The sequence below is a fragment of the Gelidibacter salicanalis genome, assembly GCF_016469035.1.
Classification (GTDB): domain Bacteria; phylum Bacteroidota; class Bacteroidia; order Flavobacteriales; family Flavobacteriaceae; genus Gelidibacter; species Gelidibacter salicanalis_A.
The window spans coordinates 67,348-86,132 of the sequence record NZ_JAEHJZ010000029.1; the positions used below are offsets into that span (position 1 = coordinate 67,348).

Annotated in this window: 19 protein-coding genes; 6 read left to right on the forward strand and 13 right to left on the reverse strand. The window is 36.2% G+C overall.

The genetic code is table 11. The features are described 5' to 3' along the window. The first annotated feature begins 160 nt into the window (after positions 1-160). The 4 genes from JEM65_RS12220 to JEM65_RS12235 all read left to right on the forward strand — a co-directional run bounded on the left by JEM65_RS12220 (position 161) and on the right by JEM65_RS12235 (position 4,782). The gene (locus tag JEM65_RS12220) at positions 161-3,355 is read left to right on the forward strand and encodes an efflux RND transporter permease subunit (RefSeq protein ID WP_199599893.1); all 3,195 of its coding nucleotides are present in this window, start codon (positions 161-163) and stop codon (positions 3,353-3,355) included. A gap of 129 nt (positions 3,356-3,484) precedes the next feature. Further along, the gene (locus JEM65_RS12225) at positions 3,485-3,790 is read left to right on the forward strand and encodes a hypothetical protein (RefSeq protein WP_199599895.1); all 306 of its coding nucleotides are present in this window, start codon (positions 3,485-3,487) and stop codon (positions 3,788-3,790) included. Positions 3,791-3,807: 17 nt separating this feature from the next. Further along, the gene (locus JEM65_RS12230; protein WP_199599897.1) at positions 3,808-4,029 is read left to right on the forward strand and encodes a YgaP family membrane protein; all 222 of its coding nucleotides are present in this window, start codon (positions 3,808-3,810) and stop codon (positions 4,027-4,029) included. A gap of 387 nt (positions 4,030-4,416) precedes the next feature. Next, a complete protein-coding gene (locus JEM65_RS12235) occupies positions 4,417-4,782 on the forward strand; it encodes a rhodanese-like domain-containing protein (protein WP_199599899.1) in 366 nt (121 codons plus the stop codon). Between the two features lie 76 nt (positions 4,783-4,858). Here the strand turns inward: JEM65_RS12235 and JEM65_RS12240 are convergent, their stop codons facing one another. The 9 genes from JEM65_RS12240 to JEM65_RS12280 form a co-directional block, all read right to left on the reverse strand. After that, the gene (locus JEM65_RS12240) at positions 4,859-5,980 is read right to left on the reverse strand and encodes a mechanosensitive ion channel family protein (protein WP_199599901.1); all 1,122 of its coding nucleotides are present in this window, start codon (positions 5,978-5,980) and stop codon (positions 4,859-4,861) included. 321 nt (positions 5,981-6,301) lie between these two features. Then, entirely contained in the window at positions 6,302-6,778 is a 477-nt protein-coding gene (locus tag JEM65_RS12245) for a Dps family protein (RefSeq protein WP_199599903.1), read from the reverse strand. A 347-nt stretch (positions 6,779-7,125) separates the two neighbouring features. Next, the gene (locus JEM65_RS12250) at positions 7,126-8,409 is read right to left on the reverse strand and encodes an NAD(P)/FAD-dependent oxidoreductase (RefSeq protein WP_199599905.1); all 1,284 of its coding nucleotides are present in this window, start codon (positions 8,407-8,409) and stop codon (positions 7,126-7,128) included. A 308-nt stretch (positions 8,410-8,717) separates the two neighbouring features. Then, positions 8,718-10,040, reverse strand: coding sequence for a Na+/H+ antiporter NhaA (gene nhaA, locus JEM65_RS12255; RefSeq protein ID WP_199599907.1), 1,323 nt, complete (start codon positions 10,038-10,040; stop codon positions 8,718-8,720). A 22-nt stretch (positions 10,041-10,062) separates the two neighbouring features. Beyond that, on the reverse strand, positions 10,063-11,517 hold the full coding sequence (gene cls / locus JEM65_RS12260) for a cardiolipin synthase (protein WP_199599909.1): 1,455 nt from the start codon (positions 11,515-11,517) through the stop codon (positions 10,063-10,065). 593 nt (positions 11,518-12,110) lie between these two features. Next, complete coding sequence (locus tag JEM65_RS12265) at positions 12,111-12,575, reverse strand: GNAT family N-acetyltransferase (protein WP_199599911.1); 465 nt, start codon at positions 12,573-12,575, stop codon at positions 12,111-12,113. A gap of 45 nt (positions 12,576-12,620) precedes the next feature. Next, positions 12,621-13,037 (reverse strand): DUF2141 domain-containing protein, encoded by a 417-nt coding sequence (locus tag JEM65_RS12270; RefSeq protein WP_199599913.1) that lies wholly within the window; start codon positions 13,035-13,037, stop codon positions 12,621-12,623. A 43-nt stretch (positions 13,038-13,080) separates the two neighbouring features. Continuing rightward, entirely contained in the window at positions 13,081-13,605 is a 525-nt protein-coding gene (locus JEM65_RS12275) for a DUF488 domain-containing protein (protein WP_233530636.1), read from the reverse strand. Between the two features lie 98 nt (positions 13,606-13,703). Continuing rightward, a complete protein-coding gene (locus tag JEM65_RS12280) occupies positions 13,704-14,531 on the reverse strand; it encodes an META domain-containing protein (protein WP_199599915.1) in 828 nt (275 codons plus the stop codon). Between the two features lie 399 nt (positions 14,532-14,930). Between JEM65_RS12280 and JEM65_RS12285 the strand changes: the two genes are divergently transcribed. Then, complete coding sequence (locus JEM65_RS12285; RefSeq protein ID WP_199599917.1) at positions 14,931-16,520, forward strand: FMN-binding glutamate synthase family protein; 1,590 nt, start codon at positions 14,931-14,933, stop codon at positions 16,518-16,520. A gap of 37 nt (positions 16,521-16,557) precedes the next feature. Here JEM65_RS12285 and JEM65_RS12290 read toward each other — a convergent pair whose 3' ends face one another. The 4 genes from JEM65_RS12290 to JEM65_RS12305 form a co-directional block, all read right to left on the reverse strand. Further along, positions 16,558-17,013, reverse strand: coding sequence for a pyridoxamine 5'-phosphate oxidase family protein (locus tag JEM65_RS12290; RefSeq protein ID WP_199599919.1), 456 nt, complete (start codon positions 17,011-17,013; stop codon positions 16,558-16,560). 109 nt (positions 17,014-17,122) lie between these two features. Next, the gene (trxA, locus tag JEM65_RS12295; RefSeq protein WP_199599921.1) at positions 17,123-17,419 is read right to left on the reverse strand and encodes a thioredoxin; all 297 of its coding nucleotides are present in this window, start codon (positions 17,417-17,419) and stop codon (positions 17,123-17,125) included. A gap of 24 nt (positions 17,420-17,443) precedes the next feature. Then, positions 17,444-17,647, reverse strand: a complete 204-nt coding sequence (locus tag JEM65_RS12300; protein WP_199599923.1) for a hypothetical protein — start codon at positions 17,645-17,647, stop codon at positions 17,444-17,446. Between the two features lie 261 nt (positions 17,648-17,908). Beyond that, positions 17,909-18,094, reverse strand: a complete 186-nt coding sequence (locus tag JEM65_RS12305) for a CsbD family protein (RefSeq protein WP_199599925.1) — start codon at positions 18,092-18,094, stop codon at positions 17,909-17,911. A 276-nt stretch (positions 18,095-18,370) separates the two neighbouring features. Here JEM65_RS12305 and JEM65_RS12310 point away from each other — a divergent pair, with 276 nt between their 5' ends. Further along, positions 18,371-18,721 (forward strand): FUSC family protein, encoded by a 351-nt coding sequence (locus tag JEM65_RS12310; protein ID WP_199599927.1) that lies wholly within the window; start codon positions 18,371-18,373, stop codon positions 18,719-18,721. Positions 18,722-18,785: the final 64 nt, after the last annotated feature.

Genomic DNA, 18,785 nt, shown 5'->3' on the forward strand with positions numbered 1-18,785 from the left:
TAAAAAGTCGCGTTAAAGATTATTCGTTGTTTATTATTTCAAATTAATGAACTCGTGAATGTAAAAACATTTGTAGTGAAAATCCTTTTTTTGCTGCCTTAAGTGGCAAAAAAAAGATTGAAACGGATAGCCTTTTAAAACGCCCAAAACATAACCTAAAATGAAAGAAGGAATCGCAGGAAAAATTGCCAAAGTATTTATACAATCAAAGCTCACAGTGCTTCTGATGATTGTATTTATGGTTGTTGGTGTGTACAGCTCGTTTTTAATTCCGCGTGAGGAAGAGCCACAAATTGATGTGCCAATGGCTGATATTTTTGTGGGCTATCCTGGTGCAAGTCCGACGGAAGTAGAATCGCGCGTCATTAAGCCATTAGAGCAATTAATATCCAATATTAAAGGTGTGGAATATGTGTATTCTACCTCCATGAAAGAACAAGGGATGGTTATCGTCCAGTTTTATGTGGGTGAGGATATTGAACGTTCGTTTGTAAAACTATACAACGAAATCAATAAACACATGGACCAGATGCCGGCAGGGGTGACGTTTCCGCTTGTTAAAACACGTGCTATTGACGATGTACCCATGCTAGGTTTAACCTTATGGAGTGAAAATTATGACGATTTCCAATTAAGCCAAATGGCGCAAGAATTGGAAGACGAAATAAAGAAAGTAAATGACGTGGCCATAACCCATAAAATTGGTGGTAGAGAGCGTCAAGTACGTGTGGTTTTAGATAAGGATAAATTGGCAGCTAGCGGCTTGGATTTCTTGTCTGTTTCAGAAATGATCAAGGCGAATAACAGTCAGTTAAGCTCCGGCAGTTTTGATAAAAACGATACTGAATTTTTAGTAAATACAGGCAAGTTTTTAGAATCGGCTACAGATGTAGAAAATCTTGTAGTAGGTGTGCAACAGAACAGACCAATTTATTTAAAGCAAGTTGCCAGCATAATTGACGGTCCTGAAATTCCACTGAATTATGTGAGTTTAGGGTTTGGACAAGGCAGTGACAAAGCATTCGATTACAAATCAGATTATCCCGCAGTAACCATTTCAGTTGCCAAACGAAAAGGTGCTGATGCCATGAAACTCTCTGAAATTATTATTGATAAAGTGGAGCGTTTGCGCAGCACCTTAATTCCTGATGATGTCCATGTAGAAATTACTAGAAACTATGGTGAAACAGCTTCTGATAAAGTGTCGGAACTGCTTTGGCACCTCATAGGATCTATCTTTGCAGTGACTCTTGTTGTGATGCTCGCTATGGGATGGCGTGGTGGATTGGTCGTGTTTTTATCCGTACCAATTACATTCGCATTGACTTTGTTGAGCTATTATATGATGGATTACACCCTCAACCGAATTACGCTTTTTGCATTGGTTTTCGTTACGGGAATAGTGGTAGATGACTCCATTATTATCGCAGAAAATATGCATAGGCATTTTAAAATGAAACGTTTACCGTTTAAGCAAGCCGCTTTATATGCCATTAATGAAGTAGGAAATCCTACCATACTAGCAACGTTTACAGTCATTGCGTCCGTATTGCCTATGGCTTTTGTTTCCGGATTAATGGGACCCTATATGGCACCAATGCCAATTGGAGCATCTATTGCCATGATATTATCACTATTTGTCGCCTTAACCATTACACCGTATTTAGGGTATATTTTCTTGAGAGAAAAGAATAGAAAAGGAGTGACTCCAAAACAAGAAAAACCTTTAGAAGACACGTTTATTTACAGAATTTACAACAAGGTTGAGCGTCCTTTATTGGAAAATAGCGGCAAACGTTGGTTGTTTTTAGGCGGTACCTTTGTGGTGTTGATGGCTACAATGGTATTGTTCTTTACCAATTCTGTAGCCGTAAAAATGTTACCGTTTGACAACAAGAATGAATTCCAGGTGGTTATTGATATGCCAGAAGGCACAACGTTAGAACGTACAGGAGTTGTTGCCCAAGAGATTTCTCAATATTTATCGACACGTCCTGAAGTGGTGAACTACCAAAATTATATTGGCACCTCTGCTCCTATTACTTTTAATGGTTTGGTGCGTCATTACGATTTACGTGGTGGTAGCAATATGGCGGATATTCAAGTGAATCTCATTAGTAAAAATGACCGTTCAGCGCAGAGTCATGACATTGCGAAACTGTTGCGTCCTGACATTCAGAAAATTGCTGCAAAATACAATGCGAACGTCAAATTAGTAGAAGTCCCACCAGGACCTCCTGTATTATCGACCATTGTTGCTGAAGTTTATGGACCAGATTACAATCAGCAAATAAAGATTGCAGACCACATTCAAGACATTTTGAGAAACACGGACGACGTGGTTGATATTGATTGGATGGTTGAAGATGATCAAGTTGAATATCAATTTGAAATCAATAAAGAGAAAGCCATGTTATACGGCGTAGCGCCCCAGCAAATTGCCTACACCATGAATATGGCTCTATCAAACAACGCCATCACCACCTTATATGATGAGGATGCCAGCAAACAGGTAAGCTTGGTGTTAACTTTGGATGAAAAGGAAAAATCGACTATTTCAGATATTTCCCAACTTAAAGTAACCTCTAAACAAGGCAATATGGTACCCATTGCAGATTTGGTGACTATTACTAAAGGTACTGCCGCAAAGAGTATTTACCGTAAAAACCAAAAGCGTGTGGTATATGTGTTAGCGGATATGGCAGGTGAGTTGGAAAGTCCAGCATATGCTATTTTAGGAATGGAAGATAAACTAAAGGAAATCCCTTTACCTGAGGGTTATGAGCTGAATGAATTGTATTTGGGTCAGCCCGATTATGAAGACAACTATACCGTAAAATGGGATGGTGAATGGCAAATTACCTTGGAAGTCTTTAGAGATTTAGGAATCGCATTTTTAGGGGCCATTATCTTGATATACATATTAATCGTAGGTTGGTTCCAAAACTTTAAGGCCCCAATTGTGATGATGGTAGCCATTCCATTATCCTTGATCGGAATTATTTTGGGCCACTGGATTATGGGCGCATTCTTTACCGCAACCTCATTTATTGGGATGATTGCACTGGCGGGAATTATGGTGCGGAACTCGGTATTGTTAATTGACTTTATCAATCTCCGTACTGCCGATGGCATCCCATTAAAACAAGCCTGTATTGAAGCAGGAGCTGTGAGAACCACACCTATTCTGTTAACGGCAGGAACGGTGGTCATTGGTGCCTTTGTGATCTTATTTGACCCCATATTTCAAGGGTTAGCCATTTCACTAATGGGCGGAACCATTGTGTCAACAGTATTGACCTTGCTGGTTGTACCATTGGTTTATTATATGATAGAAAAGAAGAATTATAAATAAAGCTCTGTCTCTTCGAGTGGTTTTTGAGGGACGAAAAAATTGTATCGAGAAGTTTTTATGGTTCTCGATACAATTCCGAAGGTGTTCGGAATCACTCGAACTGACGATAATAACTAAAAACAAAAACACATGAAATTAGTCATAGTAACCGCAGTAGAGGAATTTCAAAAAGATGTTTTGACGCTCTTCAAAAAAGCTAATATCGAAAATTTTAGCAGCTCTGATATTGATGGCCATAAAAACGGAACGTCAATCTTGATGGCATCAAGCTGGTTTGCAGGTGCAAAAGCAGGCAATGAATCGCGATTGTTCTTCTCGTTTACAGAAGATGAACATATTGAGGCCTTATTCGACTTAATTATCGCATACAATTTAAATTTAGAAACGAACAATCCTATCAAAGCAGTGGTTGTTCCTATTGAAAAATCTATATAAACTTAAAAATCCTTACAATGTTAAATACATATTTTAGAGTGATCGTCGGCACAATGGTGCTATTGAGTGTAATACTTACCGTTTATGTCCATCCAAATTGGATGTGGTTTACCGTATTTATTGGGGTCAATTTAATCCAATCAGCCTTTACAAAATGGTGTTTGCTAGAGACTATTTTACAAAAATTAGGAATTAAAAATACAGGTGTTTCCTGCTCTGTTCCTTCTAAGAAAAGTTAATTACGCAACTAATAATTGCAACTTTACGAATTATTCATTAAGTAAGATATCGTTCTAATCATATTTGACAGCTAAAAAATGGCAATCTCGACCACCGGGCTTATTATTTTTTTAGTTTTTTTGTGATAAAAAAGATAGCACACATAAACCTTAGTATTTCCTTAATGATACTCCGTTTAATAATTACCTTGTAGTCATAGTGTCAAAATTTGTTAAAGCAATCGCATAGATTACACTTTGCCCCTTGGGAATTCTATCCATGATATAAAGGAGGGTTCATTAAAATTTGATACTTTTGAACATCTAAGTTTAAAATGCTATTTAATTTTGATAAAAAAACCCTTTATATAGCGCTTTTTGTTTATAATGTCCCTAAATATAATTTCTATGAAAAAATTGATTCTACTACTCCTTTTGGTCAGCCTCTCATGTAAAGAGCAAGGCAATCAAGCCAATGCGCAATCTGAAGTTTTAACTGCGACTGAATATAAGGAAGTCATTTCCAACAAGCAAGTTCAATTAGTAGATGTAAGAACGCCTGAAGAATTTGAAGCAGGCCATATTGAAAATGCTGTAAATATTGATTTCTTTAGAGACGATTTTAAAACTGCATTTACAACTATGGACAAGGATCAGCCCATCTATATTTACTGTAAAAGTGGTAACAGGAGTGGTAAAGCTGCAAAAATTCTGTCAGAATTGGGGTTTGAAGAAATTTATGACCTAGAAGGTGGTTTCTCAAATTATAATTAGGTGTATAGATTTTATAAAATGATGTGCTACTAGAATGGATAAAAATCAATTTTAGTAGCACATTTTCTTTTCACACCTATTCCTCTTTTGGCTTCTCCGCTACCGTAACCTTATTGTTGGTATCACTAATCGTATAAATTGTTCGGGTTGGGTAAGCCATTTCAATATTCGATTCATCAAAGCGTTTTATAATGCTTTCAAAAACATCACACTTCATATTAAACGTATCTGTAAAGTTTCGGCCCCAAGCCCATGCTCTTATGGTATAGGAGGAGTCATTGATTTTGGTAAGCGCCGTTCTGACAATAGGTTTCCCGTTCTTTTTGTCAATCTCTGAGCGGTTGTCGTAAATTAAGGGATGTTTTTCACACTCTTCTTGTAAGATCTTTTTTGCGACATCAATATTGCTATCATACGAAATACCTACTTCTATATGCTCACAGCATTTCAGTTCGCCCAAATCATAATTGATCAATTTTTCTTTATTTATGACTGCATTGGGGATTACAATCATCTTATTTTCAAAATTTCTAATCACGGTATGACGTAAGGTAATATCCGTAACGGTGCCTACCATGGTATCACTCAACTTAATGACATCGCCAATTTTAAAGGGTTTAAAAGAGATGATAAATACACCTCCCACCAAATTGGCCAGAGCTTCTTGAGAGGCCACCCCAGCAATAATGGCGATCACACCAGCGCCACCCAGAGCAGTTTGCGCAACACCTTTAAGCGATGGAAACGCTAATAGGCCAAAAAGGATGCCGACAAAACAAATCGTGAAGACCACAACATAGCGCAAGAATTTGTAGCTCGTGGGATCATATTGGTATACTATCTTTTCTTCAATCTTGCGTTTAAACCACAAGTTGGCAATAGTAGCTAAAACAATTGTTGTTATAGCAACTAACCCTAAATGCACCGCCAACCAAAAATATGCTTTTAAGGTGTCAGACTTATCACCATCAACAAAAATAAAGCTCAATGCAATAACTCCTAAAATCAACCACAGCGCATTAAGCGTCTGTTTTAAAATTTTTAATGGTTTTATCGGGACGCCAGGATGCTTTTCTGCTTCCTTTTTCAATAACCATTTATTGATAAAATTTGTAAGAAGAAATAGCACGGATACAATCACAATTACCACCACCCCGTAGATGATATGGGCTCTGTAAGTATCAAAAAACTCAGTCATTTATATTTTTAATTTATTATTATCGCTACCTATTTTCAATTAACATACTGATAGTTAACAAAACATAGTAATTTAACAAGTAGGCCTCTTTATCTGTTTTCCTCTTAAGGTCCTATTGCTGACAAGACACCATCATCGTATTTCAATGAATGTTCAAAGATATAGATTTTAGAAGTCGTACATTTTTCATTTTTAATATAATTTAAAATTCATGGGACTATTGAAAATAATAATTGGATTCTCCCTTACCAACTCGACCCATTAAAAAAGCCTAATTCAAAAATTGAATTAGGCCTTTTAGATATCTATGTGAAATGATTATTACTTCGCAATAGTAGCTCTAAGCATCCAAGCCATTTCTTCATGTTCCATCATAATTCCTGTTAAGAAATCAGCGGTTCCTGCATCTTTAAAATCATCTTCCACCTTTGAGATGTTTTCACGGATGTATTGGATAATGGTATCGTGATCCTCTAACAACGCTGCAGAATAATCATGGCTTGAGTTGTCCCCTGTATATTTTTCTGAAAGATGGGTCAACTCCAAAAACTCCTTTAAGGTTCCTGGTGCATAATGCCCAACTTTTCTGATACGTTCGGCAACAGTATCTGTAAATTTTTTAATCGCATTGTAATGATCTTCAAAAAATAGATGCTTGGTATGGAAATCATGACCTTCTAAATTCCAATGTGCCCTTAATGTTTTTGTGTACAGCACAAACTCATCTGCTAATAATTTAGACAGTACTTCTGTTACTTTTTCTCTATTTGCTTTGGTAATTCCAATGTTCGTTTTCATACTAGTTTTTAAATTTTATTATTTATTATTTGCTTGGTTTTCAATACGACTGAATCCTAATTCAACAATACACAAATTACCCAATTTTATTGACCTAACCGTGCTTTAACGCTAATCTTTTTGACTGTTTCAAGTTGGGACACTAGTATAGAATTAGAAAATTGACACCCATCATTTTTAAGTGAAAAATTGAATGGGATTCAATGGGATTTTTTAATCATTCAAGAGGTCTTAAATTGCTTCTATTTGTGAAAAAGTTTCGGAAGGGATGGAATACAAAATCACAGTTTGCAAATCGTAAATAATAACTTCACGACGTTTCAATAGCAGTTGCATTACTTTTTACTTTATTCCAACGCGGTTGGATCTGTAACTGTCTGTCCAACCATTACTCCTTGAGAATGTCCTTTACCTACGTAGGCATTGAACCAATTCCAAAACGTTCTGAATTTATTTCTATAACTTACCAATAAAAACAAGTGTACAAATAGCCACGAAAACCAAGCAATCCAACCTGTGAGCGTTGTTTTTGGAAAGGTCATATCAGCAACGGCCTTTTGGTCTCCAATAATGGCCATGGCACCCTTGTCATTATATTTAAAAGGCTCCCAGCTTTTGTTCATGGTCATGGCTACAAAATTTTCGGCTAATACTTTACCCTGTTGTTGTGCGACACTGCCCAATTGTGGATGCCCTTCTGGAAACTCGGGATCTGTTTTTTGAATGCAGGCATCGCCAATTGCATAAATATTACGGTAGTGAACCACTTTGTTAAAGGCGTCTACGATGAGCCTGTTGCCTTTTACATAAGCATCTTCCCTAATGCCCTTAATTTTTATTCCGGTGACGCCAGCCGTCCAGATTAAGGTTTTAGTTTCAATAGATTCTCCATCTTTAAAATACACTTTGTCATCTTTATAGTCAGACACCATTTTGTTGAGTTTCACAATGATACCCAAGTTCTCCAACGTTTTTTGCGTATATTTCTGTGATTTTTCGCTCATGGGTGGAAGCACGGTGGACGCTGCATCTACCAAATAGATATTCAACTGCTCTCCATCGAGCTCCGGATAAATGTCCATGAGTTTTCGCTTACGCATTTCGGCAATCATTCCAGCTATTTCAACACCTGACGGCCCAGCACCAGAGATCACGATATTACGCATCTTCCGTTTTTCATCCTCATTGGTGCAAAAGGTATATTTTTCGCCTTCCATTATCAGGTAGTTTCTCAACTTTATAGCATCGTTAACGTTCTTCATGGGGAGCGCATTTTTCTCAATAGTTTCCATACCAAAAAAATTGCTCTCTGTTCCGGTCGCGATAACCAAGTAATCATAATGTAAAGGCCCCGTTGATAATTGTACTGTGTTGGTTTCTGTGTCAATTGCTTCCAGTTCGCCCAACCTAAAGTGCAAATTCTTTTTCTTGGTAAAAAGTGTCCGAAACGGAATGGTGATACTCGATATATCAAGCATTCCTGTTGCTACTTGATACAATAGCGGGGGGAAGAAATTATAATTGTTCCGGTCTACTAAAGTTACCTGTAAACCTTTTGCTCCACTCAACTTTTTTGCGAGGTTAATTCCTGCAAAACCACCCCCTATAATAATAATCTGTTGGTCTTTCATGTGTTAATTTTATTAATAATATATGCTCACATTGGGCTGTTTAAACCCCATTTAAATTAGAGGTATTGACTGATGTGGATTATCGTGTTCAATGTAACTATTAACGTTATACAGATGCGGTTTTCAGGTGTAATATCTGAAGTAAAAATTTTATATCTGGTTGTCTTTAAGAACTTTTAAAGGGCTCTAAAAAGATACTAATAAAATCAGTTACAAAACAAGTACACGTAAGAAAAAAGTGCTTATTAACTTCCGTTAACTGATCTACGGAAGCAATAAGCACTTTTTAAAACATAGGATTGTCAATCTTAATTTTTTAACTGTTGGTTAGTGTCTGTTTTATCTGAACCCATTCTCAAAATCGTATATCCTATTATTGCAGATATAAACGACCCGATAAGAATACCAATTTTAGCAGAATCTATATATTCTGGATGTGTAACAAAGGCTAAACTCGCAATGAAAATGGCCATCGTAAACCCAATACCAGCCAAGAAAGAAACACCAAGAATCTGTTTAAAACTAATATCTCGTGGAACTTCAATAATGCCAATCTTTCTAGCCAATATGACGAATGATGACACACCAATACCTTTACCTACAATTAAACAGACAATGATATTAATAACCAAAACAGTATCTAAATCTACGGAGCTATCAATTAACACCCCAGCATTGGCTAGGGCAAATATTGGAATGATAAAGTAGGCCACCCATCCATGCAAGCTATGTTCTAAATGTTGTAAAGGCGATCTGAATTTATAAGTCCAACTCTGTAGTTCATAAACATTTTTAACTTGCTCATCAGATAAAATTGGTGTTTGTAAAACACTGGACTTCTTGATGTTATTATAAACAATATCCAAATGGGAAAGAAACGTTGAAGTATCTATTTTTTGGCGGATAGGCACAGAAAATGCCAATAAAATACCTGCTACCGTAGGATGGATTCCCGATTTTAGAAACAACACCCATATGATCAAACCTACAAAGAACATGACGAATTTTGAATAGTAGCCTTTATATGAAAGAAAATATAAAAAAGCCAATAAGCCCAGTGCAATGAATAATAATGTTGTATTAATAGTACCACTATAAAACACCGCAATAACCAATATCGCGCCAATGTCATCTACAATAGCAAAAGCGGTTAAAAATATTTTAAGACTTAATGGCACCCGTTTTCCCAATACATTTAAAATAGCCAAAGAGAACGCTATATCAGTAGCCATCGGGATTCCCCAACCTTTTACAGTCTCAGGGTTTTGATTAAGCACCAAAAAGAAAACCACTGGTACGACCATCCCTCCTAATGCCCCTACTAAAGGAAACATCATTTTTCTGGTCGAATTGAGTTCTCCAATCAAAAGCTCCCGTTTGATCTCGAGACCTATCAAGAAAAAGAATATGGCCATTAAGCCATCATTTATCCAAAGGATCAAAGGTTTTTTGAACTCAAAACTTTGTGTGACAATTCCAATATCGTATTGCCATAATTCTCGATATGTATCGCCCAGAGGTGAATTTGCCCAAATAAGCGCCAATATCGTACTGAGCATCAGCAAAATGCCACTAAAACTTTCAATCTTAATAAACTTCTGTAATGGTGTAAGGAATATTTTTCTAATCATTGATAATTCATTTTCGGTAAAGTTAAAGAAAAGGTGAAAGTAATCGTACGATTTTCTCCCACAATAGAACAAATTTTGGTCTATTTAACCATAAATTTGGATTTATTTTAACAGAATCCTGTAGGTCCTTCACAAAGGCATCGGTTAATTGATTTGCGATGTCTGTACTATAAACCATGGCATTCACTTCAAAATTTAAATCAAAACTTCGGTAATCCATATTTGCTGAGCCAATAATAGCTAAATTATCATCAATAACCATAGTTTTTGCATGGACAAAACCTTTATTATATTGATAAATTTCGGCTCCAAATTGTAATAATTCTGTGTAATAAGCACTTGCGGCGGCATTTACCATTCGTGAATCTGAAATTCCGGGAACTATAATTTTAACATCCAATCCACTTTGAATTGCAATAATTAAAGCGTCCATTAAGCTTTCTCCAGGAATGAAATACGGACTGGTGATGTAAATATTTTTTTTTGCAGATCCAATAGCTTCTAATATCGAATAAAAAATAACGGGCTGAAGACTATCTGGTCCTGACGCTACCATTTGCACCACATCATTTTTAATAGACACTTGGGGTTTTTGATCAGGGAAATACGTCTCGTTATACTCAAGTTGGTTTAGGCTACAAAAATTCCAATCGCCTATAAAAAGATACTGAAGATAGGCGGTTGCCCTACCTGTTATCATTAAATGGGTATCCCGCCAAAACAAATGGTTGTCTGAATTGAGATCATTTCTATACCGATCGCTCATGTTGATGCCACCAACAAACCCTATCTCTCCATCAATAATAATAATTTTGCGATGGTTTCTATAATTGAGACGGTTGGCTAAAGCATACCAGATAATCTTATAAAAAGGAGCAATTTGAACGCCACCATCTTCCAGTTTTTTAAGAAATTGTTTTCCGAGCCCATGACTTCCAAAGTCATCGTACATAAACCGGACTTGAACCCCTTCTCTCGCCTTCTTTATGAGGAGATCTGCCACCGAATTGCCGGTGATATCATCTTCAAAAATATAGTATTCCATATGGATGTGCGAGGTGGCACTCTCTAAAGCCTTTAATAATTCAGGGAATTTTTCGTCGCCGTTAATTAAGAGTTTCACAGTATTATTGGCCGTTAACGGGCTACTGCCTGCGCCACGGATATAGGACACTAAATTCTCATATTCTTTAGGCACCAATCCAGAATCACAAACCCTTTGCGAATAAGCATTCATACGTCCCCTCAGGATTTGACGTAGCGGTTCATCTTTAATAATCTTTTTAGTATACAATTTCCGTTTCCGATAATTGATTCCGAAAGAGAAATAGAAAACAACCCCAACAAAAGGAACAAAGATGACGAACAGTATGTAGGCTAATGCTTTTACACTGCTTCGCGTATCATTTACGACGCGTAAAATCACGAAAATGATAAAAAGAACATATACTATTTGTGCGAGCAGCAGCCAGTTCATTTATAGAGGTATTTTTATTTAGCAAGTACTTGAGAGACAAAAAGCGTTTTTTATCACCACTCATTTCAGCACCCAAGATAGCATATTCTATCCTAATTTTTTTCTAAACATAGATGTGACAATGAGAGCCATTTATAAATAAACCACTATGGATTTGAAATCCATAGTTTTAAACAAAAGAATGAAATTCTTTTCTGAAAACAGTTTGTCATTCCGAATGAGGCACGAAGAGGAATCATATTATTATAAGATTTCTCGTCACTCGTTCCTCGCTCTGTCGAAATGACAACATTCTCTTAAAAGTTTATATAAACTAAAGTAACTGCACTGGATCCCGATAGCTCGGGAGCAGGGTTTTAACCTTTAACTAGATAATAAAAAGACTTCACAGTATTGAAACTATAGTTTCAATACTGTGAAATGTAGTGCCCTTAGAAAAGGAGTTCAAAACATGATTTTTGAATGCACATTTTTTATGCGAAGGATATACCTATTGAAAGTAATTTTCCTAATTTAATCTCAGAAAATGACCACAATATCTGGATACTGTTCTTTCTAAAATTTAAGGGAATGAAATTAGGAGTTTTTTTTGCTTAGGTATTGAAAGGTTGAGACATCAGAGTCTTCTTCATTAGCAATCTCGGTTCATTTGCGCCATAATACGCATCGTAGGTTGTTGAGTTTATAAATCCGATCGACTCATAGATTCTTATAGCCGAAGTATTATCAGGATGAACTGTTAAGCAAATTTCTGTGCTGAGTTCATGCTCTAGTGTTTCCAGCAGTTGTTCTGTAAGCTGTCTTCCTAAATTTTTTCCACGAGCGTCAGGATGAACGCCCAAAGACAGAATCCATCCTTGATTTGTGTTTTTTACAACATTACCTAGCACATAACCAATAAGTTGTTGGTGCTCTTCAGCAACATAAAAATAATCTTGCGAAATGTCATACAACTGTCTTAAAACAAACAGCGGATAACTGCCTTTATTAAAAATCAAGGTTTCAATGAGGTGAATGCTTTCAATATCTTCTAAAGTTGCTTTTCTAATACTAACCATGAGTGACTTAATTTGAATTGCAGGTTTCTATTGTAAATCTATGGTTTAATTCAACATTTTTATGGCTAAAGAAGTGTCTTCAGACAAGGTGAATTTACATTCTTTAAATGTTGGTGCGGAAAATTTAGGTTTGACATTATTTGAAAAGGCGTAACCCTCCTTAGGAATTCCGAGAAAGTTACGGTTGCATTCATCATCAGAATTTTCATCATGATACATTGATATGGCATACTCTCCTTTAGGCAAATCAGAAATGACAATTTGTTTTGTGGTACTATCAACTTTAAAAGTGTAGGTTTTAATGGCTGAACCATTCTCAAGAAAATTTTCATGAGTATTAAATATCCCAATAACAAGGTTGCCCTTTACGGATTCAATATTGGTAACATTTATGGTTAATTTAGGGTTTTCAGTGGTCATAAATCCGAGGCTGAGAGCTATATAAAGAAATAATGTGGTCATATAATATAGTGTTTAAGTTTATGAATTGTTTCTAATAGTCTTCTTAATGATAGGACAACTGGCCATTATCAATCTTGGCCGGTTTGGTATAGGGATGCTCTTGATGTTGATGGTCTCCCAATATATGAATAACTTCCCAACCGTCTACTTTGAGTTGATCGGCAATCATTGAACGATGGCAACGCCACCACACAGCTTCAGAGCACATAATTGCACAGCGTGCTTTGGATGCCAAGGTTTCTAAACTCCTGTACGCTTCTTGAAATCCTCTTGTTTCCATATAATCAGCATACCCTCTAAAAGACGGATGATTCCATATCACGTTTTTAGAATCTTGGAAAGCCTTTCTTCGACCTCCCAAAGCTTCTATATGCGTATAGACAATTCCGTTTTCTATAGCCGATGACTGAAGGTTCTCCAAATTAAATTGTGGAAACTTCCGCGATCCTGGAAAGCGCCTCACATCTATTAGGTGTTGTATGGCGTCAGCTTTAAGCAAATTAAGAAACTCCTCCAACGTTCTGGTAGAGTGCCCTAAAGTCCATATGCTATTTATTTCTTTTACCATAATATGGTTGTCTAAAATAGATTATCAAAGATTTGAAGTTAAGTTCAATTTGAAATCAGGAATATTCTGATTCATAAACTAAAATAGGGTAATGACAATTAATCAAAGTATACAGCTTCAAAAACTGCCAAAGGCGCTCTTCTACCAACGTTTAAACTCAACACATCATCTATGATTGTGTAATTATCGGCAATTTCAAAAATCTTTAGAAACTCAGATTCTTTTACATCAACATCTGGGCAACTCATTAAGGTTGTTGCCAAGTTATGAAAACGGATTCTATTTCCTTCTTCTAAAGTATACTCGCCGCTGATGCTGTTACAACCTGCAAATCCTGTTATTCTATTGTCTTGAGATTTTAAAGTAAAAAAGATTTCACGTTCCTGATTGTCGGCCATCTTAACATCTTTACCTTCTAAAGTTTTTAATTTCCAATATTTTTCCACAATTGGAGATTGATCCATAACACCTTTTTCAAAAATCGCCAACGGTGCTCGCTTCGCTTTGTTAAGCGCTAATGTATTACCGCTAATTGCAAAATTATCAGCAGTTTCGAAAATACTTAAAATTTGTTGTTCATCAAAATCGGCATCTGGGCAAGCCATGCGCGTAGACGCCATTTGCGAAAATGAAATACGATTGCCTTCTTCTAACTTGTAGGTCCCCATAAAGGTGTTACATCCAGAAAAACCCGTCACGCGATTATTTTTTGAGTCGAGCATAAAGTGAATTGATTGACCATTTTGCTCTTTATGGGAAACTCCCTGCCCTTCTAGAGTAGAAATAACCCATTTGATATTTTCTACGGAAGTCATAGTCGTATTATTTTCATCAGTATTTACGGAAGAATCAGTGCTTGATTTACCCGAGGTACAGCTCATGATGGTTAGTGCTAAGCCAGCAATTGTCGCTATTTTAATTTTCATTGTGATGTATTTTAAGTTATTGGTTTAGGTATTAAAAGCAATTGCAATGACACTCATGATTGATTCCAGACACTCATGATTGATTCCAGTAGTATCCAACTACCATGCCCCTTTAAAATAGATATCACAATTTAATATATGTTTAACGTCCATAAATGGCTTAAAACAATGATTCAACTTCAGTCTTAACAAGTTACAATTTTGGCGTTTTGCCATTTTATGCCAAAGACAAGAGCTACGGTTTGAACTGATGATAAACAATGAACCTATCACACGAATATTGAGAGGTCAATATTAGCGAATAGAGTAAATAAATACAGAAATTAATTGAAACTATATCGTTTTAGTATGCAATCCAATTTTGTAGTAGTATATTTGCGCTTTAAATCAAATTATAAGATGAAAGTTCGCGAAAAATTTATTTTAATTTCGGTTATTGTCACCATAGCCATTGTTGGAATCTCGTTGGTTTGGAGCCCTATTTTATGGGCTTTCATTATAGTCTTTCCGCTCATAATTATGGGCGTTTTTGATATCTTTCAAAAGAGTCATACTATCCGAAGAAACTTCCCTTTAATTGGGCGTTTTAGATATATATTGGAATCGATCCGACCAGAAATCATGCAGTATTTTGTGGAAACTGATACTGAAGGAAGACCTTTAAATCGTATTCTAAGATCGCTGGTTTATAGAAGAGCAAAAGGAGAAAATGACACGGAGCCTTTCGGTACCCAAATGGATTTATATCACTCTGGTTATGAGTGGCTGGAACATTCAATGTACGCAAAGCACAATCCTAAAGAAATTGGAGAATTTCCAAGACTTTTAATTGGTGGTAAGGAATGCAAACAACCTTATTCTTCAAGTTTATTAAACATTTCAGCCATGAGTTTTGGTTCTTTGAGTAAAAACGCTGTCCTCGCGTTAAACAAAGGTGCTAAAATGGGGAATTTTGCCCATAATACAGGTGAAGGTGGTATTAGTGATTACCATTTAGAACATGGGGGAGACTTGATCTGGCAAATTGGTACAGGATATTTTGGTTGTAGAAATGATGACGGGACTTTTAACGAGGTCACTTTTAAAGACAACGCTTTACGACCACAAGTTAAAATGATCGAAATAAAACTATCCCAAGGTGCAAAACCCGGACATGGTGGTATTTTACCGGCTTCTAAAAACACTCCAGAGATTGCAAAAATAAGACACATAAAACCGGGCGTTGCGGTTCATTCTCCACCATCCCACTCTGCTTTTGCTGACCCTATTCAATTTATGTATTTCATTAAACGCCTTAGGGACCTCTCTGACGGTAAACCAATTGGGTTTAAATTGTGTATTGGTAGAAAACAGGAGTTCATGGATTTTTGTGAAGCCATGATCTATACAGGAATTCGTCCAGATTTTATCACTATTGATGGTGGTGAAGGTGGTACAGGTGCTGCACCGGTAGAATTCTCAAACTCTATGGGAATGCCATTGCGTGAAGGATTAATTTTTGTTCACGATACGTTGGTAGGTTTCGGTTTACGGGATGACATTAAAGTAATTGTTGCCGGAAAAATTATTACTGGTTTCCATATGGCCCGTGCCATAGCATTTGGAGCCGATGGCTGTAACAGTTCTCGCGCCATGATGTTATCTATAGGTTGTATACAAGCGTTACAGTGTAACACGAATACATGTCCGGTGGGTGTAGCCACACAAAATCCTTCTTTGGTAAAAGGATTGGTTGTGGAAGATAAAGCACCTAGAGCAAAAAGATACCACGAGGCAACGATACATAGTTTCTTAGAACTTGTTGCCGCTGCTGGATTAAACGACCCTAGTGAATTGACACGTGGTCATATCAGTAAAAGAATTGGACTGTTGGATGTTAAAACCTTTGACGAGATTTATCCTTCTCTTGAGCCTAACTCATTATTAGACATCAACACTATTCCTGAAAGCTATAAGAAATTCTTTCACCTGACGCGCATCATGAAATAGTGTTGTAAATTTAAATTCAAAGAATTGATGCTCTAATTTAGTCTTTTCTCATTTTACCCGTGATTTCATCAATCTTAATAATGAAAATCATGGGTAAATTTTCGTTAACCGCCTTGCTGGAAAACTCACTGATAAAGCTCAATTCTTTCAACTCTTTTTCCACTATCAAAGATTTAACACCTAAAGAAAAGTCGTGTAAATACGATTTTGCTTCGCTGGCAAAAAGCTGTTCAAAGGTGCCATGCACCATTACAGATCTCCATTTTGTAAGTGCATCTACATCAATGGCGTTCATCGCTACTTGTTTATTCTGGCGCATGGCGTGCATTTTATGGCCTTCACCAGAATAACAAATAATGACATTTCTGTCTTTGTCATAAAAATAAGTAATCGGAACTACATATGGTCTATTCTGATAAATGTAAGACAGATGCCCCAAATAGTTGTTTTCTAACACAGATTTACTGTCGGTAGCGTCGAGAGTGATATACATGATTTGCTTATTTTAGTACACTAAGATAATAGTATTTTAGATAGGCAACTATGACCTTGGTCAGGCATTAATTATGTCACTTCATAAAAACTTAAGCACCTACAATTGATCAATGGGATTTAATGACCTTGATTAAGTCGTCTTTTTGAAGGACGCCAGATTGGCGCCACACCTGTTTTCCGTTTTTAAAGAGCACTAATGTAGGCACACCTCTTACCTGATAATTGGAGGCCAACAACTGATTTTTATCCACATCTATTTTGACTATTTTAACGGCTTCTCCCATCTCTGATTTCACGCTCTCCAATATGGGAGCCAAAGTTTTGCAGGGACCACACCAGTCGGCATAAAAATCGACAAGCACCGGAGTTTCTGAATTTATAATGGTGTTAAAGCTATTTTTCATTTCAATATTTTTTTGTTGTTATACTTAGGCGTTTTCAGAATCTTTATTGCTTCTGATACCCTTTAAAGCTTTTATTTTGTCGTCATCGCTTTGAGCCTTTTTATTGCCTTCGCTCTTAGGGTCCCACTCTTTTTCACTCGGGGTGGTATTATTTTCTGAATCCGATTCTCTAGGACGTTTTTCGTCCTCTTTCCTATTGTTCTGTTTTTTATCTTCTGGCTTTTCCATAAGGTCTGATATTATAAAATTTCTACTGGGTTATTTGCGCTACAATCTGAAACACACATAAAGGTTTGATTTCAAATTTTTAGACCATTCAGATGTAAATTTCATCGTTTTAAAAATTAGTAGCGTATACACCATAATAAATTGGTCTTGACTAAACGGTTTTAAAAATCGTGTTCATTGTAAAGATACTTGGAGTCCCTTAATAAAAAAAGTTCTCAAACACATGTTTTGAGAACTTTTTATTAAAATCAATTGGTTATACTACCACTTATCGATTTCATCTTTTAAATCTTCTTTAGATTTGCCGTAGCGTTCTTGCACTTTGCCCGCTAACTTATCAAAGTCACCTTCTGCTTCAGTGTATTCATCATTGGTGATTTTACCATATTTCTTTTTGAAATCACCTTTAATTTGTTTCCATTTTCCTTCAAATTGATCTGAATTCATAATATTTAAGTTTTAGGTTTATATAAAGTTCTTTGATAAAATTACAGTTATAAGGGTTACTCCTATGACGCAAAAGACCAAAACATTAATGCGATTGCTAATTTGGGATATGTTTAACAAATTAGGGTGCGGCTGAGATTGTCCATACTTAACTAACTTGTAAAATTATTTCGGATTATTTCTGTGAATATAAATATCTTTGACCTTTATAAATAAGAGATTGGCTACACAGAATGGTATTAACCTCAAGCGAAGGATTGAATTAAAAATTAAACTATGAAACGTTTATGGATTGTTTTAGGACTTATTGCAGCTATTTTGGCCTTAATTTTATCGGTTACCAAATTCTTTAATGTGGCGTATACGCCCGCTATTGCAGCGCTTATTTTTGGTATGTTCGCGTTTTATTTATCGAGGCAAAAAGAATTCCCAAAAAAAACAATTCAACTTATTTTTCTATTAACCATCATAGCAGTGGTACTGAGCAGTTACAAGTTAATGTTTGTTCCCCCTGAAAATATAGATCTTGAAAACATTGAGGTGATAGAAGAGAATCAGACAGACAATGTTCCACCACCCTTTCAAGAATCAGAATACAACCAACGAGACCTCATAAGAGATGAGTAAAGTTTTGAGTTCAGTTTCTATATTTCCTGTTGTTAATATTATTTAAGCGTTATAATCCATACTA